General features: G+C 58.4%; 2 protein-coding genes and 1 pseudogene. 1 reads left to right on the plus strand and 2 read right to left on the minus strand.

The features are described from left to right. Positions 1 to 125, plus strand: a pseudogene (locus NFX52_RS30175) (IS481 family transposase); the annotation flags it as partial. 27 nt (positions 126 to 152) lie between these two features. Here NFX52_RS30175 and NFX52_RS30180 read toward each other — a convergent pair. Further along, positions 153 to 449: a hypothetical protein gene (locus NFX52_RS30180; protein ID WP_055392860.1), complete on the minus strand. Its 297-nt coding sequence runs from the start codon at positions 447 to 449 to the stop codon at positions 153 to 155. Positions 450 to 451: 2 nt separating this feature from the next. After that, on the minus strand, positions 452 to 931 hold the full coding sequence (locus NFX52_RS30185) for a hypothetical protein (RefSeq protein ID WP_055392862.1): 480 nt from the start codon (positions 929 to 931) through the stop codon (positions 452 to 454). Positions 932 to 1,304 lie beyond the last annotated feature (373 nt).

Here is a 1,304-nt window from a genome sequence, read left to right on the forward strand (position 1 = left end):
ACAACCACCAGTTACCGCAGTCAGCGCTCAAGAGCAGTACGCCGATGCAGGCGATGAAAGAGTGGTACCAGACCCACCCGCACCTGTTTCACAAGCGACCATATGATCGTACGGGATGCGACAGCTATGTAGATTCTTGGGGCCACATCCAGCTAGTTGATGGTGGAACTCAACGGCACCATAGGTTCGCGCAGCAGGAGCAAGCCGCGCATCTCGATCACTTCAGCATCCTGCGGCAGCTGCGCGAAGACGTCCTCAACGTTCACCAGCAGATAGACCTCAAGGGCCAGCACACTGGACATGGCGCTCACGGGGACGTACGGCTTTGCCCGGGGGTAAAACGAGTCCACCAGGTCAACAAACCTGTTGGAAGCTTCTACCAGCTCAAGGGCACGTTCTCCATTGCCGCGGCCGAGCTCGCGGAAAGACACTTCCAACAGTGTTTCCATGCTTAGACCCCTTTCGCCTGGCTCGTTTCTTCCATTCCTGGCCGCGAGCCTTTCCAGCCGAGACCGCGCACCACGCCCCAAATGCTACCTCCAGTCACGGCGATCGCGAAGATGACCAGCAAGAGGGGCGATATCCCAAGCTTCTCCGCAACAGACTCATGCGAAATGCCCAGATAGTTGGCGATCAGCACGAAGGGCAGCACTGCCATGAAGACGACGAACATCACGTCGATCCGCTTGAGAACCCCCCATTTGGACCGGCGGATGCCAACCGCCACTTCAACCGAGGCAGCAAACTCCTCTCGGGCCTTGCGCTGTGTCAGCTCTATCGCAGTGGTCATCACGAGGAGCAGCCCGGCCAGTAAGGCAGTGAGCCACTTGAACTCGATCACCTTGGCAGGCATTGGGACGACCTCGAACACGACGATCAACAGCGCGATCGCCGCCATGCCGGTGAATACTTGAGTACGTTGGAGATTCATGATTTTCCTTTCAGTGGTTGAAGTACAAGGTTTCAACAATCAGTCTGCAGCGAGCAACTCGCTGATGCGCCGGATCCGACGGCCGATCAGGAGGCTGACTAGGAGCCACGCGCCCAGGACGGCAGTTGCCGTCGCTGTCATTGTTGCCAGGGCCCAGGCTGCCATACGAGCAATTGCCACGCGCCCTTCCCGCTCGATTGCATAGGTTCTGGCGCTGTCCGATTGGGCCGCACCATAAGCACTCTTCTCTAGGAGCTTGTCGGGCTTTCCCGCCTACCGCGAGTGGGCGGCGGCCTGGAAAATCGCGCCAGTTTAAAAAGACCTCCCCTGCATGAGCCGCTTCATCGCCGTAGATCGAGACACCGCCTACTTG

The organism is Acidovorax facilis, assembly GCF_023913775.1.
In the GTDB taxonomy this organism is placed as follows: domain Bacteria; phylum Pseudomonadota; class Gammaproteobacteria; order Burkholderiales; family Burkholderiaceae_C; genus Acidovorax; species Acidovorax facilis.